Source organism: Pradoshia sp. TA40_28 (genome assembly GCF_059694525.1).
The window spans coordinates 1-25,315 of sequence record NZ_JCATZO010000020.1; the positions used below are offsets into that span (position 1 = coordinate 1).

Consider the following 25,315-nt stretch of genomic DNA (forward strand, 5'->3'; position numbering starts at 1 on the left):
GTAACGTTTGAAGTAGAACAAGGACAACGTGGCCCACAAGCTACAAACGTTCAAAAAGCTTAATAAAAGCTAAATCATAGACCCTACATTTGTAGGGTCTATTTTTGTCTTTAATTAAGTTGAAAAATAAAGCTCCATTCAATAATTGAATAGTACATCTGTGCAAAACATAAGGGATTAGCACCAAAAAATTAGTAGGTGCAGCACCATGTTATTCCCTAATTGAATAAAAAAAACGATCAAAATAAGTAGATATTTAGAAAAACATGTAATGAAAAAGGAGTGGAATTTTCCCACTCCTGTTTTATTTTCTTATACATGTGTTTATTGCATTAAAGTCACCAATATCAATCTTATTTTCAGTAACATGATAGATACTATGTGCTTTAGCTATCAATAATTAATATTGAAAATAAGGGTTAGCTAATTGAGATGGATCTGTTTCAAATTCGTCATAGGAATATGGATCACGGTTTTGGGAATGAGACCCTCCGCCATAACCAAATTGTCCAGGGGACCATTGCCCCCATTGTTGGCCTTGGCCCCATTGCTGTCCTTGCCAGCCCTGTTGTGGGAATCCGTACCCTCCACCATATCCATGAGAACCAAACTGGTGGCCTTGTTGATAAGGCATGTAGTGTCCATATCCTCCGCCAGAATGGTGAGGATATCCCATGCCACCATAATATCCATGATGATGGCCCATGCCGCCACCATAATGTCCATGATGGTGGCCATGGCTGCCATGATGATGCCCATGGCCACCGCCATGATGACCATGATGACCATGACCCCCACCATAATGCCCATGTTGTCCGTGGCCGCCACCATAATAGCTTTGTTGTCTCATTTCAAGCGGTAAATTTTCAAATTGCTGATCATATCCATTTGTCACTGCATTCACTCCTTCTAACGTAATTCCATGTTAGTATATGTGTCTATATACAGAAGGAGCTTATTCGCCTAAAAGTTGGGCAATGAGTCCAATAGAATATTCACTTCTTTAATTATCTTCATTTGTTTTATCCATTCCAAAGTAAGCTCTGTACACCTTTTTGCCAATCTCTAAATTCATCGAATGACCACTGGATTGGTAGGCCCAGGGAACGACAACAGCCATAGCAATTTCTGGATTGTCATATGGTGCATAGGTTGCAAATGTAATATTCCATGTTTCAGGCTGCTTGGTTCCAGGGGTCCATTTTGGTCCATCATAGAAGGCTTCTGCTGTTCCTGTTTTACCTGCGGGACTATATGGTTCACCTTGAAGTAATTTACCGGTTCCTCTTGAAGATTGTGTCACAAGTCGTAAACCTTCTTGGACTCGATTAATCCACTCATCCTTCATACTTAATTTATTTTGGATCTTGGGTTCAATTTCTTTGAAAACAGGACCTAGTTTTCCTTTCTCCAATACTGGTTCATGTAGTTCCTTAACAACACGCGGTTGTACACGGTAACCGCCATTTGCAATGGTGGAAATATATTGTGCCAGCTGGAGTGGGGTATAGGTATCATATTGCCCAATCGCAAAGTCCATTAGTTTTCCGGCACCTAATTCGGATCCTTTATACCCAATTTGTTCTCCCGGTAGATCGATTCCTGTTCGCTTTCCTAATCCAAACTCACTGTAATGATTCCGCATGATATCAAATGCTTCAGGCTTTACGGATAAAGGTCCATTCGGAACATAATTACCTTCACCGATCTCTAGTGCTGTTTTAAACATATACACATTGGAGGAACGTTGTAAGGCGGTTAAGTCAGAAATATACCCCATATTTGTATAGGATTTTTTTACTGGAGTATCCTTTATCTGCATGGGTGCATCATGAAGAGTTGTTCCAGGCTGAATGGCTCCTTCCTGATACCCAGTTAACACGGTGGCTGCTTTGACAGATGATCCCATAGCATAGGCTGTTGTATAGGTCCCCTGGGCAAAGTCCTTCATCTCATATTGGTTTTTCTTTTCATTCCAAACATATTGTTTGCCTGCCAATGCTAATACTTCACCAGTTGTCGGATCCATAGCAACCACAAATGCTCTATCAAGATAAGGCGCATTATACATCGCTTTTTTAGTTCTTAGTTCATCTTCTATAATTGTTTCTACTTTCTTTTGAAAGTCTATATCAATTGTCAAAACAAGATCTTTACCACGTTGGCCCTCAGTAAGTTCCTCTGTGGAAATGATATTTCCGCTTTTATCAAGTTTGTTTTTTGCTTTTGCTTTTTGACCATGTAAAATATCTTCATATTGAAGTTCCAGGTTTGAAACCCCCACACGTTCATTAAGACTGTAGCCACGGGAGGAATAATATTCGACTTTTTCCTTTGGCAGACCTTCATCAGAAGAGGATGTCCTGCCGAGGATAGATTGCAGTGTACTATCATATGGGTATTTACGGTTCCAGTCCACAGAAGTATCAACTCCAGGCAATTCATCCAAATTTTCAGTGACACGAGCCATTTCTCGATCGCTAACATCCTTATTCTTAACGATTTGCGGAGTTAAGTAAGTCCCGCTGTTAAACCTACGAAAAATAGCGAGAGTTTTTAACTCTGCTTCTGTGAATGCTGATAATTCTTTTTCAGTAATGCGATCCAGCTGTAGTTTATACAGTTCTTTATCCTTCTTATCAGCAAGCTCTTTTTTGGTTACTTTTTTTTGTGCTGCTTTCGGATTCATAATGATCCAAAAATCCTTAAGATCCCGTTCTTTTATATCCTCGATCTCATCTTTACTTACACTGATTAACTTGGATAATTTCTCGGCAGTTTCAACCATTTCTTTTGTTTCGGCCGTTTTACTGCGTGAATAGGTGATGGCGTTAACAGGTTGATTATCCACGATTAACTTATGATTCTTATCATAAATGAGGCCGCGTGGGACCGGCTTGTTAACAGTGATGTCCTCGGTTCTTTCCACTTCTTTTTTGAATGATTCACCATGGGCAATTTGTAAAATTCCTAAACGTAATATTAAAGCTGTGAATAATAGAAAAATCACAAATAATAATATATTTGTTCGAGTATTAACGGATGGCTTTTTCTTCTTTTTTTTTCGTTGAGGATTTTTCAATCTTTAAACCTCCAAAAATTATAAAAACTGTCTTAAACTTATTTTAATGGATTAATATGGATAATACTATTGTTTTTACTTAATTCCTGATTCTATAAGTTAGGCAGAAATGGGCGAATGTTTTATAGTTGAGAAAGAAAGGGAAACTAGTAATTAGCATCTGAATTATTTATGGAAGGGAGACATCGAGATGAATAATAGTTTGTTTCCACAAGGCATGTATATTAATGGAAGTTGGATAGATTGTGAAAATAAAATAAATGTTTATAATCCCGCAACAGGAGAAATAATGGGAAAGATTCCGGATGGAACAGAGTTGGACGCAAAGGCAGCGGTTGAGGCAGCGTATAAGAGTGGTCCAGAATGGTCAAAATTAACAGCAGAGGAGCGGAGTGCGAAACTGCAGGAATGGTCTAGATTAATAGATATACATATAGATGAATTAGCAGAGATCATGACGCTTGAGCAAGGCAAACCCTTTGAAGAAGCAAAAGGGGAAATCCGTTATGCTAACAGTTTTATTACCTGGTTTGCTGAAGAGGCGAAACGTGTATATGGAGAGACCATACCGGCATCTTCCCCAAATAAACGTATATTTGTTCAAAAACAACCAGTCGGCGTTATAGCGGCCATTACCCCATGGAATTTCCCGGCTGCCATGATCACGAGAAAAGTAGCCCCTGCTCTGGCAGCAGGATGTACGGCTGTCATTAAACCTTCTGAAGAAACACCCTTTACAGCCTTAAAATTAATTGAGCTGGCGGAGGAGGCAGGTATTCCTGCTGGAGTCCTGAACATTGTCACAGGTGATGCACAGCGGATCGTATCTGTTTGGCAGAAGGATACAAGAGTACGTAAGATTACATTTACAGGCTCGACCGAGGTAGGGAAAATTTTAATGAAAGACGCTGCAGATACGGTGAAAAAGATTTCCCTCGAGCTTGGAGGTCTTGCACCTTTTATTGTGACAGAGAATGCAGATATTGAAAAAGCCGTTAATGGAGCCATTGATTCAAAATTCCGCAATGCTGGTCAGACCTGTGTTTGTGCTAACCGTATTTTTGTCCAACGGTCGGTTGTGGAAGAATTCACGAAACTTTATACAAGAAAAGTAGAACAATTAAAGGTCGGTAACGGTATGGTAAAAGGCAATCATATTGGGCCGCTTATTAATGAAAAAGCCGTTAAAAAGGTAGTGCGACATATCAATGATGCGAGAGAAAAGGGTGCAACGATTCTTACAGGCGGAGAGGTTCTTGAAGAAATGGCTGGCCATTTTATAACTCCTGCAGTCATCTCGGGTGCCACCGATGATATGCTCTGCATGAAAGAAGAAACATTTGGCCCGCTTGCTCCAATCTCCGCTTTTGATCGGATGGAGGAAGCGGTGGAACGGGCAAATCATACACCATTTGGCTTGGCTGCTTATGTATTCTCGGAAAATATCCGTGAGGCCATTTGGATTGCTGAAAATTTGGAGTACGGAATTGTTGGAGTTAATGATGGCTTGCCTTCCACAGCGCAGGCTCCTTTTGGAGGATTTAAAGAAAGCGGGCTGGGCAGAGAAGGAAGCCACTACGGATTGGATGAATATCTAGAGATAAAATATATTTCATTAGGCTTGTAAAAAGATGAGGAATGGAGGCCAGATGGTAAAAAAATTCGAAAATCTTGATGCGGTAAAGAATGAGCATACTTTTCGTGATATGTATCGTTGGAATAAAGAGCGGCGTAAAAAACAAAAGGATCTAAAAACTCAAATTGGCCGTTTGGATTATCCCCAAATCGACGAGCTAAGAACCAATCAGTTTCGTACATCAATAACCTGGATTGGTCACTCAACATTTTTGATTCAATTGGATGGAATGAATATTCTTACTGACCCAGTTTGGGCCAAGCGGATGGGTGTTCAATCCCGAATGACAGCACCAGGCATAAACATAGAAGATTTACCGTCAATCGATGCTGTTTTAATTTCGCATGGACATTATGATCATCTCGATTTCTCTTCCATACGTAAATTAAAAGGGGACCCGGTTTATTATGTGCCCATTGGATTAGGAAAGGCCTTCTTAAAAAGAGGATACAGAAAAGTCCATGAAGCAAACTGGTGGGATAGATTAAAACATGAAACCTTATTCTTTCATTTCGTTCCGGCTCAGCATTGGACCAGAAGAGGGGTCCGCGATACGAACACTTCTCATTGGGGAGGGTGGATGATTGAAAATGACCGTAAAGCCGAGACTATCTATTTTGTGGGAGATACAGGTTATTTTAAAGGATTCCGGGATATTGCGGAAAGGTTTCATCATCCTAACTATGTACTCATGCCGATTGGAGCGTATGAGCCTGAGTGGTTCATGGCGAGCTCTCATATTAACCCTGAAGATGCAGTAAAAGCTTTTATGGAATTAAATGGGGATTGTTTTATCCCAATGCATTACGGTGCTTATCGACTAGCTGATGATACAGGGCCAGAAGCATTAGAAAGATTATTGAACGAGTGGAGTAGGAGGCAAATGCCAGAAAAAAAATTGAAGACACTACTCATAGGAGAAACATTGTGGGGTAACTAAAAATAGGCAGGCGCTCATTAATTCTAATTTGAGCGCCTGCCTATCGTTTATATTAGTGTCCTTTTTTTAAGATGATTTGCCATTCAGCACTGCCGGTTTGTTCAAAACTCGTAATTTCATGGCCTTCTTTTGCGGCCCAGCGTGGAATGCTTTCTGTACCTTGCGTACAATCAAAATTGATGATCAATTCTTCGCCAGTGACCATTTCTGCCATTGCCAATTTGGCTTCTTCAAGTGGGAAGGGGCAAACCATTCCATTTGTTTCGAGTACTTTTGTCATTTAAGTAAACCCTCCTATTAAATTAGGCTACCGCTGTATTGCCGGCGCCTGCTTTTTGTTTTTTTTGTTTACGAATAATAGTAAAGTAAGTAGCCGTCCATGTTCCTAATAAGAAGAAAACAACGGCAACCCATCCTTGCCAAGTGAATAGAGCTGTGTTTACTAACCCATTTCCGATTGTGCAACCTCCAGCAAGCGATGCACCAAAGCCCATGATCAGTCCTCCGCTTGCATTATATGCAAGTGTTCTTTTATCGGGTAGGCGCCATTTGAATTCATTACTGCCGCGGGCGGCAATATAGGATCCAATCCCAATACCAAGAACTAGGAAAACTCCCCAGTTTAACAGTGATGTATCACCATTAACAAAGAATGTTAATAACTGTGCAGTTGGAGTTGTAATTCCAAGACCAGCCATTCTTCCCGTTGCTTCGCTTAACGGCCACGCGAGTATAGCGATTAAACCTACTAGCAGCGCTGTAACGAATGGATGCCAGCGTTTCTCAAATAAAAGATGAGCAATTCCTGTTTTCTGTTGTTTCATTTTAAAAGAAGGCAATTTAGGCTGCTTTAAGTTACGGTATACCAAAACACCTATGAGTAAGGCGAAAGTGATAACTAGTGCCCATGGAGATAGGTTAAATGTTTCATGGATATACGTATCGCTTGTTCTGTAGGAAAGTACATTTCCGCCCACTGTGCTCAGTACGCCAAACTTGGTCATTGCTGCACTAAGTGCATAGCCGCCTAATGCAATCCAGCTCCCAATTAAACCCTCACCTGCTCGATACCATGTGCCAGTGGCACACCCTCCGGCAAGAACCATACCTATTCCGAAAATGAATCCGCCGACAATTGTCCCTAGCCATGGAAAAGCATCTGCTTGAATCGTAATGACTCCATTAGCTGCGAGAGCATACACACCAATGGCCTGAATGGCAATAACAATCATGGTTGCAAGAAACATACGTCCGTCCCTAGCGAGGAGCAGGTCACGGTATGCTCCGACTACACAAAAACGACCTCTTTGTAAAACGAACCCTAATAAAAGTCCGACGATAAGACCATAACTAATGATTTCAATCATGTTGAACCTCCCGATAATTGGATAGGATTATATTATAATAAAACATATAAGATTACTAAGGATTAATACCAAATAATACAAAAATGATTCTAAAGTAGGAGTTTAAATGTTTATTTAATCAGTTAGATTTTTTCATAAGTAAGTTATTAAAATACTGATAATAGCTAATCGAACTTTTCTACATGGTCCTGATGAAGTCTAAATTAGTGCTTGGATCATAGGAAAATACAACATTGCTATTTTCCTGATTTTTCAATAAATCATTGATAATGATAATCGGTAGATGTTGATTTTCCTATTTTTGTTGTCTATAATTAAAGGCGACTCAATAGTGATTATCATTATCATTTAATGTTGTTGAGAAACTAATTTTACGGGGATTGCAAATGAGACTATGGATACTAGTATTAGCGACTGTTATCCTATCCTTTATCTCGCTATTTATAGGAGCTATTGATATTAACCCGAGCGATCTGCTTGATTGGAATTCAGAAAAGACACAAATCTTCTTGATGAGTCGGTTGCCACGGTTAATGGCTATAATTTTAGCTGGTTCAGGAATGGGGATTGCAGGTTTAATTATGCAAAGCTTAAGCCGAAATAAGTTCGTATCACCGACAACGGCTGGCACGCTTGATGCAGCAAAATTAGGTGTCATTGTTTCAATGATATTCTTTACAGGCATGTCCTATATGGGCCAAATTTTATTTAGTTTTGCCTTTGCCTTAATTGGAACATTTGTCTTTATGCAGCTGCTTGAACGTATAAAGTTCAAAGATGTTATATTTGTACCCCTTATCGGGATTATGTACGGTAATATTATTGGAGCTATGTCAACATTTTTAGGATATGAGGCAGATGTTCTGCAAAATGTAGAGTCATTCTTTTTAGGGAGTTTTACATTAGTCGTTTCGGGACGCTATGAATTACTGTATGTAGCGGTACCAGCGATCATTATTGCTTATATTTACGCTAATAAATTTACTGTAGCAGGTATGGGCGAAGATTTTGCCAAAAACTTAGGTTTAAGTTATCGTACAGTGTTAAATATCGGCCTTGTTATCGTAGCGCTCATTTCTACAACAGTTGTTTTAACAGTAGGAATGATTCCGTTTTTAGGATTAATTGTACCGAATCTCGTTTCCTTGTATTTGGGGGATAATTTACGTAAAACCATTCCTCATACAATTTTCATGGGGGCGGCATTCTTATTGGCGTGTGATATTCTAAGCCGATTAATTGTGCATCCATATGAGATACCGGTAAATACAACAGTCGCTGTAATTGGCAGTGCGATCTTCTTAATCATGTTGTTTAGGGGGAAAGCATATGCAAAAAAATAGCGTGAAGCTAATTATTTTAGCTGTTATTGCCATAGCATGTATGGCGTTATTTGCCTTTTATAATATCCAGGGTGGTTTTAGTTATGCCTTTCCTAAGCGTGTGGAACGCTTAGCTGCAATGGTTATGACTGGTACGGCAATTGCGTATGCAACGGTTATCTTCCAGACCATCACACATAACCGTTTATTAACACCTTCCGTTATGGGGATTGACTCCATGTATGAGGTTGTTCAAACGGTGATTTACTTTACAGCAGGTTCGGCTTCGATTTTCGTTGTAAGTCGTTATTTAAACTTTGGTGTAGCAATCATTGCGATGGTGATCTTCGCCTTGATTTTATATCGCTTTTTATTCCGGGCAGATAAATATCCAATCTTCCTTTTATTATTAGCAGGTATGATTATTGGAACCTTCCTTGGAAGTCTGGTCACCTTCATGCAGGTCATTATTGATCCTGTAGAATATGAAAGTCTGCAAGCTCGTTTGTTTGCAAGCTTTATGAATGTGAAGACTGAATTATTGCTTATTGCGATTGTCATTTTAAGTGCAGCCTTTATTTATGGCTATCGATTATTACGTGATTTAGACGTTGTATCTTTAGGGCGTGATAATGCAATTAATCTGGGTGTTTCTTATGATAAAATCGTGCTAAAAGTCCTGATACTTTCATCTATACTAATTGCTACTTCGACTGCACTAGTTGGTCCAGTGACCTTCTTAGGGTTAATTGTAGCGAATTTAGCTTATCAATATTTGGCTACATATAAGCATTCCATATTAATTATTGGGGCAAGCTTGATCAGTATCATTGCGCTTGTCGGAGGACAATTTCTTGTTCAGCATGTTTTCCAATTGAATACAACCATTAGTGTCGTTATTAACTTTGTCGGTGGGATTTACTTTATATACTTATTACTAAAGGAAAGTAGGAAAGCGTAATGATTACAATTAAAGAGCTTTCTAAAAGCTTTGGGAAGAAATCTGTCATTGAGAATGTAACATTGCAAATCCAGCCGGGAGCCATTACATCATTTATTGGTCCAAATGGTGCCGGTAAATCGACGTTATTGTCAATGGTGAGCCGTCTCTTAGATGCTGATACAGGTGAAGTGTTTTTAGATCAAACGGACGTTAAGAAAATGAAATCAGATGCTTTTGCGAAGCGGGTCGCTATTTTAAGGCAGGCCAATCACTTAAATATTCGCCTAACCGTACGCGAACTTGTTTCCTTTGGCCGCTATCCTTATTCAAAAGGACGTTTGAATGAAGAGGATGAAAAAATTGTAGACCAAGCCCTGGAATATTTGAATTTAACAGATATGCAAGATAAAATGCTGGATGAATTATCAGGCGGGCAAAAACAGCGTGCTTTTATTTCCATGGTGATTGCTCAAGATACAGAATATATTTTATTGGACGAGCCATTAAACAATCTGGATATGAAACACTCCGTTCAAATTATGAAAATACTGCGCAAGCTAGTAGATGAGTTAGGAAAAACGGTAGTTATAGTCTTGCATGATATAAATTTCGCTTCTGTATATTCTGATCGTATTGTGGCGTTAAAGGATGGGCGACTTGTAAAGGATGGCCCAGCGCATGAAATTATCAACTCAGAATCCTTACGTGATGTGTATGATATGCATATACCTGTACAGGAGCAAGATGGCTGCCGTATTTGCGTATACTTTAATTCACATTCATAACTCTAATGAGCTAATATCTAATTTTAGTAAGGACTTCAAAATAGTAACGTATTTTGGAGTCCTTTTTATGTAAATACACCTTCTTATAGAAAGAAGGGTATGGGGACATTGACATTATTATTAATGGCTACAAAAAGAGAGGTAGACCTGCAAGTTGAGAGGGTCCACATTTATTTGACAAAGTAAGTACTAAAAAGATGTAGCTTAAATTTTAAAAGTGTTGACATAATTTGTGATTCTCATTTAGAATAATAATGTCAACTGAAAATGATAATCGTTTTCAATTAAACAAGATAAATAGGGGGATAACAAAGGATGAAGAAGTGGAAAGTATTAACTGCAATGGCTGCTTTAACTTTAATGTTGACAGCTTGTAACTCAGGTGATGAGTCAACAGCTGGAGAATCTTCTGAGAAAAAACAAACAGAAGAAAAAGGAACTACTGAAAGTTCTAAATTCCCAATGACAGTTTCTTCCTTAACAGATTCTCGTGAAGATGAAGAAAAAGGTACAACAACTACTTTTGAAGATGTAAAATTAGATAAAATGCCTGAACGAATTGTTACACTTGATTATGGTTTCTTAGATACACTAGATGCAATGGGTGTTGAAGGAATCGTAGGAGTAGCAGCTGGCGGCGGTAAAGGGAATATGCCAGAACATTTAAAAGAAAAATATGTTACTGACGGTGTTGCTGATGTTGGTACATTAAAACAAATTGATTTTGAAGCAGTAGCAGCTGCTGAGCCGGATGTTATTTTCATCTCTGGCCGTCAAACACCATTCTATGAAGAATTGAAAGAAATTACACCGAATGTAATCTTCATTGGTTCTGATAACGAGAATTACATAGAAGCTGTAAATGAAACAGTCGATTTAGCAGCTAAAATTTTCGATAAAGAAGAAAAAGGTAAAGAGTTAAAGGCGTCATTACAAGAGAAAGTAGATGCAGTAAAAGAAAAAGCAGCTGGGTATGAAAATGCATTAGTAGCTATGTATAATGACAAGAAAATCTCTGGTTTTGACAATGGAGAAGATTCCCGTTTTGCTTATGTTTACAATGACTTTGGCTTCAAGCCAGCAACAACTGATATTGAAGCATCTTCCCACGGTTCTGACTTTTCTTATGAGTCAATTCTATCTGTAGATCCAGAAGTATTATTAATCATTGACCGTACAGCTTCTGATGTGGAAACAATTAAGAAAGATATTGAAAATGATATTATCAAGAAAACTCGTGCTTACAAAGAAGGAAAGATTGTCTACTTAGACGGTGTTAACTGGTACTTCTCAAGCAATGGTGTAACTACTGAAGCTGAAAAACTAGATGAAATTCTAAATGAGTTAAAATAATATTCATAACAAGGAGCATGTCTCAAGCGGGGCATGCTTTTTCATAAAAGGGGCGATAAGGATGTTCGTTCAACTTCGTAAATGGACAGTAACAGAAGGTAATTCAGATAAGGTATTAGAACGTTTTAAAAAGAAGCCAGACCAAGGACCATCCTTGTTAGAGCAACGTGAAGGCTTTATCAGCCGTGAGTTGTTAGTGAAGAAAACAACACGTGGGGAAGAGGAAGTTGTCATGATCATCCGCTGGGAATCAGAGGAAGCGTGGAAAGCATGGGAGAAGAGTCCTGAGCACATTGCAGGCCATAAAGCGAAAATTAAGGAGCATGGCGGCAAGCCTCCAAAGCCGGAGTACGTGATCAATATGGAACATGGAAATTATCTTGTAGTTGAATAATGAAACAAACGCCCTTTATTAAAAAGCGTTTCAGACTGTAGACAAACCCCTTATTTTTTAGGGACCTTGTTTACAGTCTTTTTTTTCGCTATTCTTTCCTATTCGGTTAACACTATTTTCTACAGAATGGGCTCGCTTTCCGCGGGCAAGCATCAAGCCTCCTCGCGCTCTGCGCTGCGGGGTCTAGGGTACGCTTGTTCTTCCCGCAGGAGTCTCTCCCATTCTGCAGAAAATAGGATACTGCTTCATATATGGGTTTCCACGGTATAAGACAGAAATTCTCAGTGTTTTTTATAATTGGACTTGGGAAGGTCCAAAATTCGTGAATAAGGTAAAAAATAAGGAATTCAGAAATTGGTCCCTTAAGGGCCATTCTGAATTCCTTTTGTCTACAATTTGAAACGGGGCTGGGACATAAGTGATATTCCCCCTAATAGTTCGTGTTTTATTTGTTTCAATAGATTTTGGTCATTCTACATACCATTATTAAATTAGATTATGTCCCCGCCCCGTTTTTATAAATATAAATGAGTTCCCGCACAACAACCTCTGACGGAAAATCCGCTGCTATATATTTTCAAAGCGAGCCAGATTACACATATATCTAAAATTCCAAAGGTGGAGTTGTCTCGTCCATAATTTTAAAAGTGTAACCTTTATGTTTTAGACGACGAATGATTTCCGGTAGTCCATCGACAATTGTTGTATTGCTATTAAAATCGTGCAGGAGGATATAAAGATTTTCCTTTTCATCTACTCCTCTCATAATTAAGTTAAGTAATTTTTTTTCTGGAATCGGAGGATTCAATCCATCATTGGCATCACAATTCCAATCATAATATTTATATCCCCTCTCTGTTACCTCAGTTTTTAATTGCTTCATTAAATTAGTACCAGCATATTGTTTAGCAACATAATTATTGGAGCCACCAGGAAAGCGTAAAATTTTTGGGCTTTCGCCTACTTCTTCTTTTAAGAATGTTTCCAGTTTATTAATATCTTTAAAAAATGAATCCTTAGATCGATAAATTTCAGAATAATTATGGGAATAGGAATGTAACCCAAGGGCATGACCATTTTTAACAATTTCTTTATACAAATACATATGTCCGGGACTTGCCGTTCCGGTTACAAAAAAGGTTGCTTTGACATCCTGAGTTTTAAGAATATCAAGAATATCCTGTGTGCAGTTTGAGGGTCCATCATCGAAACTGAGGTAGGCTGTTTTTGCAAATGATTCTATTGGAATGAAAAGTTGGATAATAAGCAAAGTGATAACAGGTAAAATACGCATAATAAACTCCTCTGTTAGAAATGGTTTACTATAGTTTTCGATTAACAATTAAAATATATTCTTAAAACAAGTTGAATAATGGGGTAAAATGTTTAATATCGAAAAGGAACATGTATAATAATACATAGGCAATTCAGAAAGGTTGATAAACATGATTGAGATACAAAGTTACACAGTGGAAAAACTGGAAGACCCATTTGGAATTCTCCCCGGAGATAGATATGAATATTTACTGGAAGTGGCTGTTCCTGAGGATGATGAGCTCTATACCGAAAAAGGGTTACTTTTACGTGTTATATATGTAATGGATGAAAATAAGGATTCAATTACAAAGTATGAGTTTATAGAAAATGAAACACAAAGTGTTCTGGATTTTGAGCTTGAGGATGATGAGTTATCCATGGTATTGCAATTTTGCAAAGAACACACTGATCTTGAATACGAAGAAGATTAAGATAATCTTACATAACAGATCATAAAAGAAATTTGAATATAAAGAATTGAAAGAGTGCCTTATTTATAAGGATAATAGGGAAACCGGTGTCATTCCGGTGCAGCCCCCGCTACTGTGTGCGTGGATGAAATGATTTGGTAAACCACTGGCTCGCCATTTTGAGCATAGGAAGGTAAATCAAAGTAAATTGATGCGTTAAGCCAGGAGACCTGCTTTTTCATTTTATGTACTATTTTTCGGAGGGAAGAGTAGGGTAGCCTGAGCCTGTTGTTTAGTATAGGACGCCGCCTTAGCTTTTCCTTGAGCTAAGGCTTTTTTTATTATTTAAGAATATGGGGGAATAACAGTGTTGAAAAAGAAAAACAATTTATTTTTAGTGGTTTTAACCTTTATGTTATCCATTTTTATGTATGGATGTTCATCATCTAATGATGACTCGACTCAGAAAAAAGAGGGTCCTGAATCCACATCATCTTCCTTTCCGATTGAGGTGAAAGATGGTTCAGGAGAAAAAATTAAAATTGAGGAAAAACCTGAAGCTATTGTTTCTTTATTGCCAAGCAATACTGAAACTGCCTATGCACTTGGTCTTGGTGAGAAAATCGTTGGGGTATCTGATTATTGTAATTATCCAACTGAGGCAGCTAACAAACCAAAAGTCGGCGGCTTAGAGATTAATGTTGAAAAAGTATTGGAATTAAATCCTGATCTTGTTTTACTTTCGGCAAGCCATTTTACTAACGCCAAGGATACAATCAAGCAATTTCAAACAGCTGATATTGATGTAGTTATAGTTCCTGATGCCAATTCATTTGAAGAAGCATATGGAACAATTGAGTTAATTGCAAAGGCTACCGGAACATCCGAAAAGGGTGAAGAAATGATTAATGATATGAAAAAAGAAGTGGCAACCATTAAAGAGAAAGCCAGCAAAATAAAAGATAAAAAGAAAGTATGGATTGAGGTATCTTCCTCCCCAGATTTATATACGGCAGGCAGCGGAACCTTTATGGGAGATATGCTAGAAATCATTCACGCGGAAAATATCGCCGCCGATCAAAATGGATGGGTTACGATGAGTGAAGAACAAGTCATTGAGCGCAATCCTGATGTCATTATTACTACATACGGCTATTATATTGAAAATCCTGAAGAACAGATATATGGAAGAAAGGCTTGGTCTGAGGTAAAAGCTGTTAAAAATAAGCAAATTTACGATGTCAATAACGATACGGTGTCACGCCCGGGACCGCGTTTAACAGAAGGATTGCAATTGTTAGCTGAAAAAATCTATCCTGAAACTTTTAAATAACCATTCCACTTGAGAGCTTCCCTACATGAAGGGAAGCTCTTTTTTTTTCGAATTAAATAATTTGAATATTCCGATAATATTGTTGAAATTTTCCTTTTATGTAGATATGATAATACCAATACGTATTCACACTCACATGTGGGATTAGAATGATAGGCTCGTAGTTTATGCTAATCAGCATAAGCTGTAAATTAGAAAAGTAAACAAAGATAGATCATTGACGGGAAATAAATCCGCTGAAAAATGCCAGACAGATAGAATACCTTCTAATAGTTCGCACAGATACCAATGATTTAATCAGTGTTGCTTTGGTTAGAAAAAGAAATAATCACTCATGGCAAGTGCTCAATGGGGTTTATCGCTTAGGCTTATTGAGTGCTGGTTTTACGCGTATCCAGCTCAATGTATGGAAAAGGTGAATCCATATGGCGGTGCAATTGCTCTATGACATCCGCTTTAGGGCTCGTATTATCGTTACTCTTTTAAATGAGTTGGTACGGACAAACGGGCTTTATGGTCTGGCCACCATGTGTATTGGTTTTAGTCAGGCAATTGCCATAATAATAGAAAGGGAGGCAGGATAATGGGACAAAATTGTTTATTGGAAGTAAATGAAAAGGTAGCTTTCATTACGATTAATCGACCTCCCCTTAATACATTGAATAGGGATACATTATATGAAATTGGGACTTATTTAGATGATATAGAAACTAACAATGATATTAGGGCAATTATCTTAACCGGAGCAGGAGATAAATCTTTCTCAGCTGGAGCCGATGTGAATGAATTTGCTGATTTGGCGGAGCCGGAAAAAGCAAGGGCAACGATTCAAGGTATGCATGACTTATTTAATCGAATAGAGTCATTTCCAAAACCCATCATCGCCAGTATAAACGGTCATGCCTTAGGCGGAGGAAATGAATTGCAAATGGCCTGCCACTTGGTTATAGCTGCGAATACAGCAGAGTTTGCTCTACCTGAAATTAAACTTGGAATTATGCCTGGTTATGGAGGAACGCAACGGTTGCCAAGATTGATTGGCCGCAGGCGGGCACTTGAATTAATGTTAAGCGGTGAAAAAATTTCAGCGATTAAAGCATTTGAATATGGTTTAATTAATAAAGTTGTACCTGTTAATATGCTGAAATTTGAATCCTTAGCAATCGCAACCAGACTAGCTGAAGGGCCGCCACTCGCGATTAAAGGAATCCTTGATTCTGTCATAAGAGGGACAGAAGTTTCTTTGGAAGACGGAATCTCAATTGAATTGGATAATATGTTAAAAATAGCCCAATCAGAAGATGCCATGGAAGGAATTAGCTCCTTTTTTAAGAAAAGGAAGGCAGAGTTTTCCGGTAAATAATCAACTGATAGGTGGGTGGAATGATACAGTCTCTTGGATAAATATAAAGCCCATTGGATAATGAGAACCAATGGGCTTTTTGGTTAAGCTTGTTTATGGAATCCTTCTTCCATTAAATATGATTTTGCTTCATTATAGGAAGGAAACGTTCCATCCAGATTTAAGCCTGCGTATACATTCCACATATCTTCCTCTAGTACCAAGGTAAGAGTATGACCTTCATTGTTTGTCCAAGTTTCTTCTTCACCATTCGAATCGACCTTTTGGTCTTCATGCGGTTCAGTAGAAAGAAGTTGAATAGATTTGGATAGAATTGTTTCTAATTGCTCAGCAGAAAAATCTCTGATGTTTACCAAACCTTTATGATCAACTCGATAACCTGGTATTCCTTCAGCAAAAACGAAACCATTGCCGTTAGGGTGCAGGTGGTAGACTACATTCATTTTATCTAATTTGCTTTCAGGATATTGATAATTGACACGTCCAAGAGAAACATTTTTACGTTCGAGTTCCTTAAAGGACTCTATAATTGCAATTTTTTCTTCAAAAGTTAACATACTGCCTCCATAAAAGTGGATTTTACTATTCGTCCATTATACCATTAGTGGATAGATTACGTTATGCTCAACGAATGTAATTATGAATTTTAGATAAATAAGGGTGGTTACAAAGATGAAAAACGGGAAAAATCGCAGTGATATACATGCAGGACTAGAAGTGGATATTGTTTTAAAGAAGGATCAGCGCACCGGTGCTTTAACAAGGGGTATTGTTAAAGATATATTAACTAATTCAGCAACACATCCACATGGCATTAAAGTGCGTTTAACGGATGGACAGGTTGGAAGAGTTCAACAGATTATTAAATAAGAGCAATCCGGAAATGATCCGTTTTGGATGGAGAGATCTATACTATTGCCCAGCATAATAGCAGAAAGCTGATCCATGATGGATCAGCTTTTGATTATCTAAGCATTCTTATGATGGAAAGGGCACTTACCGGCGATAGGTTCTATATCGTCACCGATAAAGTATTGTTTCCATTCATTATGATTGGTATCGCCATAATGGCTAATATCAGGATGTTTCGGAAGCTGGTCCCATTTCTCCACACGTTCCCGTACTTTCTCTCTGGACATAATACCGCCTTTTTCGGTTCCTTCGAGTCCTTCAAAAATCATTCGCGGCTGAAAGCCAAGAACTAAACTATTACCAAGATCACGTGTTTTACGCTGTTTGTAGGCAGGGCAATTACCAAAGATAAAGAATGGTTCACCGGCAAAGTGAAAGTCCCACAGAAAATGTTCAGGATCTTTCGGTTTATCTTCCGGCCATAGTTTAGGATCATGTTCGTGTAAATACTGTAGAATTCTCCAAAAATAATCCCTGTAATAAGGGATATCGCGTTCCTCTTTTTCAGGTTCTACAAATACAAATAATCCGTGTCTTATATGTGGGGGCTCCTTAAATAATTCAAGGAAGCTTTCGACTGCTTTCGGTAGGGATGACCAATCCTCATGAGTCATATACGCATAACGGAGTTCACCTTTATTTTCTGCTTTCATACCAAAATAGCAGGGAAAAGTCGGGTTTGTAACAGTATTATGGAAAGTTTGGTATTCCTTTGTTACCCATTCGGGTACGATTTGTGGATTCGTCATATCTTGCTTTTCTAATAAATTTGTTTTTTGCTGTAGCATACAGTCAATTCCCCTATAGATTCATTTTTAGATAGTTCTATATTCCCTAAAATTAGGTGTTGAAACATTTTGAAGTTTAGTAAAATATTTATTTTAATGACTATAAATAGAAAATAAGGTGGGGGAATTAGATAAGGTAGTTATACAACTAAAAGGTTTACATTACCACTCTTGCATTAAGGGGCCTTCCTTGCCAGTAACAGGATCGGTTTTAGGGAGTGGAACTTTACTAATCTCTACTAATACCTCGGGACGTTCATTTTCCTTCCCATATTTCGTATTAAAATTCATTCCATCTGGATATGCGCCCACAACAGAGAAGTCAGAGCTCGCTTTCAGGCGTTTGTGTCCAGTGCCAGCTGGAAGAACGATTACATCGCCTGTCTGAACCTGAATCACTTTGCCTTTTTCACCGCCAATCATTAGGGTGGCTTCTCCTCTAATAACACCTAAAACCTCATGTGAATTACTATGATAATGATGATAGTCAAATACTCCATTTGTCCAACTGTTAAGCCATTGGTTTTCATTGAAAATGCTCTCCATATTGGATTCGGGTTTTTTGACAGCCTGTTTATAAAGGATAACGGGTAAGTTTGGATTATTAGGGATTATTCCATCATCTTTCAAGAAAAAAGTTTGATAATGATTCATTTTATTCCCTCCTTTTATGTTTAGAAATTCCCTGTTTCAAATATGGTAAACAAGGCTAATCGTTCATTTTGTTTCATACTTTACAAAGAATAAAGTATAGTTATTTATAAAAAATGTTTGAAGAGAGGAAAAGAAGGTGATTTATACAATAATAAATTACTTTAATCTGTTAGAGGATCCGTGCTATAATGCACATTAATATAAATTTGGTTTGATAAATATACAAAAATATCCAGAGGAGGAGACCGAATGAGGGATGTTACTTTACTAGATATCTTTGAACATCGTATTGCGCAGAAATATTTAAATCGTTCTGGCTTGGCACATGCAATCGCTGTTGCTTATCATGCCTTTCATTTAGCTAAGGAGCAGAAGGTGGACGTCGATTCTGCTGCGAAGGCAGGTCTGCTTCACGATATGGGACACTTTACGTGGTACCGAAATGGTAAATGGGATTATGAATTATATAGAAACAATGATATACATCCAATAAAGGGAGCCGAAAGAGCTCATAAATTATTAATTAGACTTGGTGAAAACCCAATACAAGCGAAGATTATTGCCCATGCTATATTATTTCATACAGATTCCTTTTTACCTTCAAATGATATAGTGAGAACACCTCTTCAGCAAGTAGTGAAATGGGCAGATGAAAAGGATGAAGAAGAGGGTGGGCTTCACCATTATCGTAAAATAGATTATGAACGAGCAAAAGCAAGTATTATTAAACTGGATGCTATGATTGATGAGGAATTAAAAGAACATAAAAAAATGGTATAAATAAAACCCCTTCAGTTGTGAAATGAAGGGGTTTTTTATGCTTGCCTTTATGTAAATAGAAAATATTTACCAAATGTTCTCTTTACGCCTAACTGTGATACGAATATAATAAATTTGGGTAGAATGATATTTTTTCCCATATAGAGATTCAAGAAAATGGAATACATAGAACGGAGGAAATGATATGGCTTTTAAGTCACCACACGAGATTGCCTTAGCAGCAGTAGAAGCCGGAGTGAAGAAGACCAGTTTATCATTAACAAATTTATTAGTATTAGGGTTTTTGGGTGGAGCTTATATTTCTGTGGGTTACTTACTTTATATTCGAGTGACAGCAAGCTTGCCAGAAGACTGGGGAACATTTGGATCATTTATAGGAGCAGCTGTTTTCCCGCTTGGACTTATTTTAATCTTAATTGCCGGTGGAGAATTATTGACTGGAAATATGATGGCAGTGCCGATGGCCTGGCTCGCCAAACGAATTCCCTTATCACGTTTAGTGCATAATTGGTTTTGGATAACGCTCAGTAATTTTGCAGGAGCGATTTTTGTAGCTTATTTCTTTGGCCATTTAGGAGAATTTACAGCAAGCGGGGTCTATCTCGAAAAAACGATAGACATAGCTGCTCATAAAATTGAAGTAGAATTTTGGCCGGCTCTTATCTCAGGTGTTGGCTGTAATTGGCTCGTTGCACTTGCAGTATGGCTATCCTACAGCGCCAATGATATTGCGGGAAAAATAGCGGGAATATGGTTCCCGATTATGGCGTTTGTTGCCATTGGTTTTCAACACGTAGTAGCGAATATGTTTGTTATTCCAGCAGCTATATTCGAAGGTTATTTTACCTGGATGGACTATTTTATCAATTTTGTACCTGTATTCTTGGGGAATGCCATTGGCGGATCTGTTCTCGTCGCTTTTCTGTATGGGAAATCCTATCAAACCTATATAAACCCATCTTCTGAGAAAATAAAATCGGAAAGCATGTAAGTTTTATATTTACAGGACGATGATGAAAGACAATTGAATAGTTTTCACTATAAAGTAAATACGTTATAAGAAATCAACATACAATATAAGAAAAAACCACTTGGAGTCAATTAAATCCAGGTGGTTTTTTATCTGGCTTATTTAGGATTAATAATTATTTGAGAGTACCATCTAAAAAGAGCTGGATAATTCCTATTTCTGTAGTACAACAAACACATAGAACAGGCCGGTGAAGGAAAAAGGAAGGCAGGCAAAAAGGGGATTCCTGCTAACAAGTGTGATAAACCAAAATCCCTATGGATAATAAACAGGCATGAGGTAATGGAAGTGGAATTCTTTAAACTTGATGAAGGTTCCCTCTTGTTTTATTTATGTAGACTCATCTTTTGGTGGTAAAATAATACAAAATGGTAAGTCCTGTAATCATTCATTTAGCGATAGCGAGTTGTAAGAATGATGAGAAAAACTTGAAGAAAAAGGGCTACATTGTACAGAATAGCTCCTTTCTCATATGCAGGTATGAATATTATTGCGCCTGTTACATGTGCAGCGGGATAGCCTGTCTATTATTATAAAACAGTTATTCTACTTCACCTTGACGAGCAGCCCAAAGAACGATTGCTAATATAATAAAAAATATTTCCAATAGTGGATCGTTTGTAACAGCTTTAAAAAGCACTAATAGGATGACCCCATTCACAGGATTTTCGTCTGTCAGCATAATCACAATAATATCCAGCAGCGGGAGGGCGAAATCCAATGTATTAAAGTCATTTTCAGATTCCATTCTTACAGTCCCTTCCGTTTTTTATCATCGTATTCGATAGAAATAGAAGAGGTGCGTTTTTGAGTAGATAAAGGGCGTAAGACAAAAGCGTGGCAAGATATTTATCACACGATACGAGGAAGTGTTGAAATGGATATTAAGTTGGAAAAAGCAGAGGAAAAGGACGCGGTAGGTTTATTAGCCATCCAAAGAGAATCGTTCATGCCCCTGCTGGAGAAATATAAGGATTATGATACAAATCCTGCAGCTGAAGACATTGAAAAGGTATACAAGCGCTTGAAAAATCGTAATGGTGTGTTTTATAAAATTCTATTTAATAACCAGCTAGTTGGAGCGATCAATATTGTATGGAGTGAAGGGCAAGCCGTATATAAAATCAGCCCCATGTTCATATTACCTGAGTATCAAGGGATGGGAATTGCTCAGGAATCAATAAAGATCGCTGAAGATTATTATCCACAAGCAGAGAGGTGGGAATTGGCGACTATCAAAGAGGAAGAAGGTAATTGTCATCTGTATGAAAAGATGGGCTATGTTCAAACAGGTGAACTCAGAAAATTGAATGAGAATACCACGTTACTTTTCTATAAAAAGGTTATAGGATGGGCAAGGTAATTGGTTATAGAGATATAAAAAATGATTTACGATATTAACTTTGAGTATCAGCACATTACGATAACCAGGTACAAAGGTGGTAGACCCACCGAGTTGAACGGTATACAATCAAATATTTTTTGATGGTAGTCTGGAAGACTAGTGGAATTATATAATAAACAGCCTCATGATTTTAATTAATCATGAGGCTGTTTTAAAGAAAGCATAGCTGACAATACGGATGATTATTCTATGTTAGAATAATCACAAAGGAGGCAGACGCTTATGAATACAGTTCCCTTAATCATTGCTGTTATCGCAGGAATTCTCTATGGATCAGTCCGTTCCGTAAAAAATAACAATAATAAGGATGATTCTACAAAGAAGGAAGCAGGCGTATACTTACAAAGTATTGTCGTCTGTATTGCAGTTTATTTAATAGTGAGTTTCATCCAGTCGATCTAAAGAATTTCTAATACATATTCTTTTAAGTGTTTTTGCTGAAAAGACATCATTTATTTAGGACAGTCTAATGAACTAAACGGATCAAAAAAGTCGCTTTCCTGTTATAGGGGAGCGGTTTTTTTAATGGAAATTTAAAAGAGGATTGATTTTCTACAATTGAAGGTATTGCTGAAAGGCTAGGTCATATCAGGGGCATAACCTTAGCTTTTCGCAATCCTCCAAAGGAAGCAGCCATAAGCTTTGAGGATGCATTGTTTCGGCGATGATGCGGGGCATGTGAATTATGCACGAAATGTGCAAACCTGTAAAAAAAAGAAGAAACCCTTGCTACACAAGGGTTTCTAGGTATGGAGCTAAGGGGATTCGAACCCCTGACCTCTTCGCTGCCAGCGAAGCATTCTCCCGCTGAACTATAGCCCCATAATAAAATGGGTTGAACTGTACATTCTTATTTTAACTAATTTAGAGGAAATGTCAATCTTCTGTAAATTATTATTCATCATTCAAATACAAGACTTTTCAATCAATACATTATTGAAATGAATGTGTTATATAAGTCAGTCAATATTCTAGCTAATTTATTTTTGGTAAGGTGGTCAGGTTTTTTTTAAGACAGGCTGATAAATAGTCACTCCTTGATGACCGTTGTTGTTGGTTTTTATAACTATACCTGGGCTACCTAATAAAGGGCTTGAAATAAGAAGGAATTCAATAGTACGTTTATTTATTAGAAATCCGTTAGAAAACGACATATAAAAGGAGCAGTCAAGATGCTGCTCCAGATCAAAGTTATGCATTTTCAATTTCGATACTCATTATTCCTTCAATTTTTGAAACGGAATAATAAACATCTGTAATACGGCGTTTAGTATCTATAGTAGTTTTTAAACGAATTTGATGGCTGTTGGTCAAATCTTTTATGCGAACAGATTTGATTGAAATTTCCTTTTGCTCTATTAATTCAATAATGGGCGCTATACTTTCTTTTTCAGCAATAATTAACTGAAGGTGTATTTCTTTTTCTCTGAATTTTTTCGGCCCGATGTGACTAAATAATAATGGGAGCCACTCAACGCTAATGATTAGTAAGATAACCCCGGTGATGGCTTCCATATAAAAGCCAGCTCCTACTGTAATACCTATACCGCCAGCTCCCCAAATTAATGCTGCAGTAGTTAAACCGGAAATGCTGTCATTACCTCGTCTTAATATAACGCCAGCTCCAATGAAACCAATACCTGATACAATCTGAGCTGCAAGCCGGAGAGGATCCATTGTAACTGTTACGCCAAATACGGACCCTTTCGCATTATAGGCCGATTCAATAGAGACAATCGTTAATAAACAACTAACAATAGAGATTACGAGAGATGTTTTCAAACCAACAGGTTTTCTTTTAATTTCTCGCTCAAGTCCTATGATAAGACCAAGTACAGCTGATATGCATAGTTTAATAATCATTTGTAAGTCAATTGAAAAATCCATGTTGGTAACCTTCCTTTATATGTTCTTCTATATAGAATAGAATATGATACGATGAGGTTCCAGAATAATGAACTATTAGAAAACTTTATTAAAATTTGCGGCAAAGGATGGAGTATATGAATCAGCCACTCTTTAAACCTTATCTTGCTATTGTTATTGGAGTTATAGGAGTTTCCTTTTCAGCGATTTTTGTCCGGTATTCGGATGCGCCTTCCAGCGTCATCGCTTTTTATCGAATGTTATTTTCTTCTTTAATTCTTTTACCCTTTTTCTTAAAGAGTTCTATCAAAGAAATGCGGGGGATTAATAAAAAAGATTGGATTTTTTGTGCATTGGCTGGTGGGTTTCTTGCTTTTCATTTTATTTTATGGTTTGAATCTCTCCAGTACACATCAGTGGCTAATTCAACTGTATTGGTTACGCTACAGCCTTTGTTTGCATTTTTTGGTACTTATTTTTTATTTAAGGAGCGAGTCTCCATTAGAGGGTTCTTAAGTATAGTAGTAGCAATTACGGGGAGTGTCTTAATTAGTGCCAGCGATTTTGCGCATAATAAGGTTGCCTTGATCGGTGACGTTCTAGCTCTGATAGCATGTGCATTGGCAACTGCCTATTTTTTAATTGGACAACTAGTTCGTAAAAGGATAGGACTGACTGCCTATACCTTTATTGTATACAGTATAAGTGCATTCATATTACTAATTTATGTACTTGGAAGCGGACATGAGTTAGCCCATTATCCTAAAGAAGAATGGTACCTATTTATATTGTTGGCTATCGTACCAACTATTCTGGGACACTCGCTCTTTAATTGGGCAATTGAATGGGTTAGTACAACGAAAATATCAATGGCGATATTATTCGAACCTGTTGGGGCAGCTATATTGGCTTACTATTTATTTAATGAGACCGTATCCGCTACGCAATTGGTTGGTGCTTTATTTATATTAATGGGATTATCTCTATTCATTTTAGTGAATAAAAGAAAAGACCCTATTGTGGATCGTGATATTTAACATTAAATTACATCCCAAATCATTCATATTAAACTTCCTTGCAGCTTAATCAGGAAATAAATATTATTTTATGTTATAGGAGCGTAGGTTTGGAATGGATGAGACAGATAAAAGGTTTGTAAACTCTAAACAACGTAATGTACGCATAGTTAGGTACCTGAAATTAGTCAGTAGAAAGGGAAACAGCCGGCTAATAACTTTAATTAGATATCCGTAAAATGTTAGTAAGTTTTATGCTGTTTTAGGATGCTATGGAGAAATAATATAAAAAAACGAAAAAAAGTTAAAAAAGTACTTGCATACTTATAATGGTACATGATATATTAACTATCGTTCACTTCGTTGAACAACGTTCAACAAAAAAGTTTAAAAAAGTTGTTGACGAAAACAAGCTATTCTGATATATTATAAAAGTCGCTAACGCGAACGAGATAACGAATGAAAATAAGTCAAAAAAACTTTTTAAAAAAGTTGTTGACAACAAAAAGTTATCTTGATATAATATAAAAGTCGCTAACACGACAGATTGTTCTTTGAAAACTAAACAAAACGAAACGCCAAGCAAGTCTAAAATAAGAGATTTTTAAAATCTCGTCAA

At 37.4% G+C, this 25,315-nt stretch carries 27 protein-coding genes, 1 tRNA gene and 1 riboswitch; of the genes, 17 read left to right on the plus strand and 11 right to left on the minus strand.

Translation table 11 applies throughout. The features are described from left to right. Positions 1–400: 400 nt before the first annotated feature. Positions 401–895, minus strand: a complete 495-nt coding sequence (locus AC58NB_RS16865) for a hypothetical protein (RefSeq protein WP_497427960.1) — start codon at positions 893–895, stop codon at positions 401–403. A 108-nt stretch (positions 896–1,003) separates the two neighbouring features. Continuing rightward, positions 1,004–3,082, minus strand: coding sequence for a peptidoglycan D,D-transpeptidase FtsI family protein (locus AC58NB_RS16870; protein WP_497427961.1), 2,079 nt, complete (start codon positions 3,080–3,082; stop codon positions 1,004–1,006). 190 nt (positions 3,083–3,272) lie between these two features. Here AC58NB_RS16870 and AC58NB_RS16875 point away from each other — a divergent pair, with 190 nt between their 5' ends. Both AC58NB_RS16875 and AC58NB_RS16880 read left to right on the plus strand, forming a co-directional pair. Continuing rightward, positions 3,273–4,709, plus strand: coding sequence for an NAD-dependent succinate-semialdehyde dehydrogenase (locus tag AC58NB_RS16875; RefSeq protein WP_497427962.1), 1,437 nt, complete (start codon positions 3,273–3,275; stop codon positions 4,707–4,709). A 22-nt stretch (positions 4,710–4,731) separates the two neighbouring features. Continuing rightward, the gene (locus tag AC58NB_RS16880) at positions 4,732–5,658 is read left to right on the plus strand and encodes an MBL fold metallo-hydrolase (protein ID WP_497427963.1); all 927 of its coding nucleotides are present in this window, start codon (positions 4,732–4,734) and stop codon (positions 5,656–5,658) included. Between the two features lie 52 nt (positions 5,659–5,710). On the opposite strand, the gene AC58NB_RS16885 is transcribed toward AC58NB_RS16880, so the two are convergent. Next, a complete protein-coding gene (locus AC58NB_RS16885) occupies positions 5,711–5,938 on the minus strand; it encodes a sulfurtransferase TusA family protein (protein ID WP_497427964.1) in 228 nt (75 codons plus the stop codon). Positions 5,939–5,960: 22 nt separating this feature from the next. After that, on the minus strand, positions 5,961–7,025 hold the full coding sequence (locus AC58NB_RS16890; RefSeq protein WP_497427965.1) for a YeeE/YedE thiosulfate transporter family protein: 1,065 nt from the start codon (positions 7,023–7,025) through the stop codon (positions 5,961–5,963). 386 nt (positions 7,026–7,411) lie between these two features. Here AC58NB_RS16890 and AC58NB_RS16895 point away from each other — a divergent pair, with 386 nt between their 5' ends. The 5 genes from AC58NB_RS16895 to AC58NB_RS16915 all read left to right on the plus strand — a co-directional run bounded on the left by AC58NB_RS16895 (position 7,412) and on the right by AC58NB_RS16915 (position 11,822). Next, positions 7,412–8,368 carry an ABC transporter permease gene (locus tag AC58NB_RS16895; protein WP_497427966.1) on the plus strand — a complete coding sequence of 319 codons (957 nt, stop codon included), beginning with the start codon at positions 7,412–7,414 and terminating at the stop codon, positions 8,366–8,368. After that, positions 8,355–9,308: an iron chelate uptake ABC transporter family permease subunit gene (locus AC58NB_RS16900; RefSeq protein WP_497427967.1), complete on the plus strand. Its 954-nt coding sequence runs from the start codon at positions 8,355–8,357 to the stop codon at positions 9,306–9,308. The genes AC58NB_RS16895 and AC58NB_RS16900 overlap by 14 nt, the downstream gene beginning before the upstream one ends. Next, positions 9,308–10,075 carry an iron ABC transporter ATP-binding protein gene (locus AC58NB_RS16905; protein WP_497427968.1) on the plus strand — a complete coding sequence of 256 codons (768 nt, stop codon included), beginning with the start codon at positions 9,308–9,310 and terminating at the stop codon, positions 10,073–10,075. The genes AC58NB_RS16900 and AC58NB_RS16905 overlap by 1 nt, the downstream gene beginning before the upstream one ends. A 315-nt stretch (positions 10,076–10,390) precedes the next feature. Continuing rightward, positions 10,391–11,428, plus strand: coding sequence for a siderophore ABC transporter substrate-binding protein (locus AC58NB_RS16910; RefSeq protein WP_497427969.1), 1,038 nt, complete (start codon positions 10,391–10,393; stop codon positions 11,426–11,428). Positions 11,429–11,489: 61 nt separating this feature from the next. After that, on the plus strand, positions 11,490–11,822 hold the full coding sequence (locus AC58NB_RS16915; RefSeq protein ID WP_497427970.1) for an antibiotic biosynthesis monooxygenase family protein: 333 nt from the start codon (positions 11,490–11,492) through the stop codon (positions 11,820–11,822). A 604-nt stretch (positions 11,823–12,426) separates the two neighbouring features. On the opposite strand, the gene AC58NB_RS16920 is transcribed toward AC58NB_RS16915, so the two are convergent. Beyond that, positions 12,427–13,116, minus strand: coding sequence for a polysaccharide deacetylase family protein (locus tag AC58NB_RS16920; protein ID WP_497427971.1), 690 nt, complete (start codon positions 13,114–13,116; stop codon positions 12,427–12,429). Between the two features lie 151 nt (positions 13,117–13,267). Here AC58NB_RS16920 and AC58NB_RS16925 point away from each other — a divergent pair, with 151 nt between their 5' ends. The 4 genes from AC58NB_RS16925 to AC58NB_RS16940 all read left to right on the plus strand — a co-directional run bounded on the left by AC58NB_RS16925 (position 13,268) and on the right by AC58NB_RS16940 (position 16,245). Further along, complete coding sequence (locus tag AC58NB_RS16925; RefSeq protein ID WP_497427972.1) at positions 13,268–13,570, plus strand: DUF6509 family protein; 303 nt, start codon at positions 13,268–13,270, stop codon at positions 13,568–13,570. Between the two features lie 35 nt (positions 13,571–13,605). After that, positions 13,606–13,801: riboswitch (cobalamin riboswitch) on the plus strand. A gap of 160 nt (positions 13,802–13,961) precedes the next feature. Further along, a complete protein-coding gene (locus AC58NB_RS16930) occupies positions 13,962–14,882 on the plus strand; it encodes an ABC transporter substrate-binding protein (protein WP_497427986.1) in 921 nt (306 codons plus the stop codon). Between the two features lie 425 nt (positions 14,883–15,307). Next, positions 15,308–15,466 carry a hypothetical protein gene (locus AC58NB_RS16935; RefSeq protein ID WP_497427973.1) on the plus strand — a complete coding sequence of 53 codons (159 nt, stop codon included), beginning with the start codon at positions 15,308–15,310 and terminating at the stop codon, positions 15,464–15,466. Then, positions 15,466–16,245, plus strand: a complete 780-nt coding sequence (locus AC58NB_RS16940) for an enoyl-CoA hydratase/isomerase family protein (protein WP_497427974.1) — start codon at positions 15,466–15,468, stop codon at positions 16,243–16,245. The genes AC58NB_RS16935 and AC58NB_RS16940 overlap by 1 nt, the downstream gene beginning before the upstream one ends. A gap of 83 nt (positions 16,246–16,328) precedes the next feature. Here AC58NB_RS16940 and AC58NB_RS16945 read toward each other — a convergent pair whose 3' ends face one another. Beyond that, positions 16,329–16,802: a hypothetical protein gene (locus AC58NB_RS16945; protein WP_497427975.1), complete on the minus strand. Its 474-nt coding sequence runs from the start codon at positions 16,800–16,802 to the stop codon at positions 16,329–16,331. Positions 16,803–16,917: 115 nt separating this feature from the next. On the opposite strand from AC58NB_RS16945, the gene AC58NB_RS16950 reads away from it, so the two are divergent. After that, positions 16,918–17,115: a YwbE family protein gene (locus AC58NB_RS16950; RefSeq protein ID WP_497427976.1), complete on the plus strand. Its 198-nt coding sequence runs from the start codon at positions 16,918–16,920 to the stop codon at positions 17,113–17,115. Positions 17,116–17,213: 98 nt separating this feature from the next. Here AC58NB_RS16950 and AC58NB_RS16955 read toward each other — a convergent pair whose 3' ends face one another. Further along, the gene (locus tag AC58NB_RS16955) at positions 17,214–17,945 is read right to left on the minus strand and encodes a YqcI/YcgG family protein (RefSeq protein ID WP_497427977.1); all 732 of its coding nucleotides are present in this window, start codon (positions 17,943–17,945) and stop codon (positions 17,214–17,216) included. A 162-nt stretch (positions 17,946–18,107) separates the two neighbouring features. Further along, positions 18,108–18,599, minus strand: coding sequence for a cupin domain-containing protein (locus AC58NB_RS16960; protein ID WP_497427978.1), 492 nt, complete (start codon positions 18,597–18,599; stop codon positions 18,108–18,110). Positions 18,600–18,848: 249 nt separating this feature from the next. Here AC58NB_RS16960 and AC58NB_RS16965 point away from each other — a divergent pair, with 249 nt between their 5' ends. Further along, on the plus strand, positions 18,849–19,379 hold the full coding sequence (locus AC58NB_RS16965) for an HD domain-containing protein (protein WP_497427979.1): 531 nt from the start codon (positions 18,849–18,851) through the stop codon (positions 19,377–19,379). Positions 19,380–19,563: 184 nt separating this feature from the next. Continuing rightward, entirely contained in the window at positions 19,564–20,370 is an 807-nt protein-coding gene (locus AC58NB_RS16970) for a formate/nitrite transporter family protein (protein WP_497427980.1), read from the plus strand. Positions 20,371–20,950: 580 nt separating this feature from the next. On the opposite strand, the gene AC58NB_RS16975 is transcribed toward AC58NB_RS16970, so the two are convergent. Continuing rightward, entirely contained in the window at positions 20,951–21,157 is a 207-nt protein-coding gene (locus AC58NB_RS16975; RefSeq protein ID WP_497427981.1) for a hypothetical protein, read from the minus strand. Between the two features lie 129 nt (positions 21,158–21,286). Between AC58NB_RS16975 and AC58NB_RS16980 the strand changes: the two genes are divergently transcribed. Both AC58NB_RS16980 and AC58NB_RS16985 read left to right on the plus strand, forming a co-directional pair. Beyond that, positions 21,287–21,772, plus strand: coding sequence for a GNAT family N-acetyltransferase (locus tag AC58NB_RS16980; RefSeq protein WP_497427982.1), 486 nt, complete (start codon positions 21,287–21,289; stop codon positions 21,770–21,772). Between the two features lie 264 nt (positions 21,773–22,036). Beyond that, positions 22,037–22,216 carry a hypothetical protein gene (locus AC58NB_RS16985; RefSeq protein WP_497427983.1) on the plus strand — a complete coding sequence of 60 codons (180 nt, stop codon included), beginning with the start codon at positions 22,037–22,039 and terminating at the stop codon, positions 22,214–22,216. 348 nt (positions 22,217–22,564) lie between these two features. Here the strand turns inward: AC58NB_RS16985 and AC58NB_RS16990 are convergent. Continuing rightward, positions 22,565–22,636: transfer RNA gene (locus AC58NB_RS16990), tRNA-Ala, on the minus strand. A 369-nt stretch (positions 22,637–23,005) separates the two neighbouring features. Then, positions 23,006–23,701 carry an MgtC/SapB family protein gene (locus AC58NB_RS16995; protein WP_497427984.1) on the minus strand — a complete coding sequence of 232 codons (696 nt, stop codon included), beginning with the start codon at positions 23,699–23,701 and terminating at the stop codon, positions 23,006–23,008. Positions 23,702–23,817: 116 nt separating this feature from the next. Between AC58NB_RS16995 and AC58NB_RS17000 the strand changes: the two genes are divergently transcribed. Next, on the plus strand, positions 23,818–24,717 hold the full coding sequence (locus tag AC58NB_RS17000; protein WP_497427985.1) for a DMT family transporter: 900 nt from the start codon (positions 23,818–23,820) through the stop codon (positions 24,715–24,717). Positions 24,718–25,315 lie beyond the last annotated feature (598 nt).